The sequence below is a fragment of the Geodermatophilus sp. SYSU D00697 genome, from assembly GCF_054050175.1.
On record NZ_JBJGYV010000067.1, the window covers coordinates 1 to 1689 of the forward strand.

The window sequence follows — 1689 nt, forward strand, 5'->3', positions numbered from 1 at the left end:
CGGCCCGGTGTCCCGGGCCGCGGCCGGCGGAGGTCACTCGGCGATGAGGTCCTCGATGGTGGCCAGCAGCGTCCGGACGGGGACGCCCGTGCCGCCCTTGGGCGTGTAGCCCCACGGCGCCCCGGTGTTGTAGCTGGGCCCGGCGATGTCGATGTGGGCCCACGGCAACCCGGCCGGCACGAACTCGGCCAGGAAGTGGGCACCGACCAGCATGCCGCCCATCCGGTCGAGATTGGCGTTGACGAAGTCCGCGACGGGGGAGTCGATGCCCTTGCGCAGCTCCGCGGGCATCGGCATCGGCCACATGGGCTCGCCGCTGCGGCGGCTGGCGGCGACGACGGCGTCGCGCAGGTCGTCGCTGCCCATGACGCCCGACGTGCGGGTGCCCAGCGCGACCATCTGCGCCCCCGTGAGGGTCGAGGTCTCCAGCAGGTGGTCGGGGGAGTCCTCGGCCGCGCGCGCGATCGCGTCGGCCAGCACGACCCGGCCCTCGGCGTCGGTGTTGGTGATCTCCGCCTTCTTGCCGTTGCGGAAGGTGACCACGTCGGCCGGCCGGTAGGCGGTGCCGCTGGGCAGGTTCTCCGCGATCGGCACGGTGGCGGTGACCTCGACCGGCAGGCCGAGCTCAGCGACCAGGCACACGGTCGCGATCACGGCGGCGGCACCGGCCATGTCGCTGGTCATGTGGTGCATGTTCAGGGCCGGCTTGATCGACAGGCCGCCGCTGTCGAAGGTGATGCCCTTGCCGACGAGCGCGATCTTCTTGCGGGCCCGCTTGCCGGAGTAGGTGAGCCGGAGCAGGCGGGGCTTGCGCACCGAGCCGCCGCCGACGGCGAGGATGCCCCCGTAGCCCCCGGCCGCCAGCGCCTCCTCGTCGAGGACCTCCACCTTCAGGCCCGCCTTCTTCCCGGCGGCCGCGCCGCGGTCGGCCAGCTCGGCGGGGAAGAGGTCGTTGGGCGGGGTGTTGACCAGGTCGCGGACCAGGGACACGGCGTCGGCCACGGCCCGCGCGCGGGCCAGCGCGGGGCGGGCGTCCCCGGCGTCGGGCACGACGACGGTGAACTCCCGCGGCGGGGTGGGCCGGCCGTCGAGCGCGGACTTGTACGCGGTGAACTCATAGGCCCCGAGCAGGTGGCCCTCGCCCACGGCGTGCAGGCGCAGGTCGTCCGGCGTCCCGCCGACGGCGGCGAGCAGGCTGACGACCGAGGCCCGGCCGCTCAGTGCCCGGCCAGCCGCTCCCGCGGCCCGGCGCACCGCCTCGGCGGGGTAACCGCCGCCTGCCTGCGGGGTGCCCAGACCCACGGCGGCGATGACCGGGAAGGAGCCCTGCCCGAGCGAGGACAGGCGCGTCACCTCGTCCTCGGCGCCGCGCGCCCCGAGGTCGGCCAGTGCCGTGAGCAGCCGGCCGCCGAGCAACCGGTCCACAGCCTCCGCGCCGGGGGTGGGCAACGGGCCGTCGGGCCCCTTGCCGATGCCGACGACGACGGCGTCGGCGGAGAGCTTCTCGAGCGGGCGGTCGGTGGCGGTGATCGTCGGCGGCACCGGTCGATCCTAGAAGGACCCCCTCGCCCCCCACGCCTCGCAGGCTCGGCGCGGGCCCCTGCGAGCGGGCCGCCCTCGCCCCCCACGCCTCGCAGGCTCGGCGCGGGCCCCTGCGAGCGGGCCGCCCTCGCCCCCCACGCCTCGCAG

At 76.0% G+C, this 1689-nt stretch carries 1 protein-coding gene; it reads right to left on the minus strand.

The annotated features are described in order from the left end of the window. Positions 1-33 precede the first annotated feature (33 nt). On the minus strand, positions 34-1542 hold the full coding sequence (locus tag ACI79C_RS25205; protein ID WP_456948442.1) for a leucyl aminopeptidase: 1509 nt from the start codon (positions 1540-1542) through the stop codon (positions 34-36). Positions 1543-1689 lie beyond the last annotated feature (147 nt).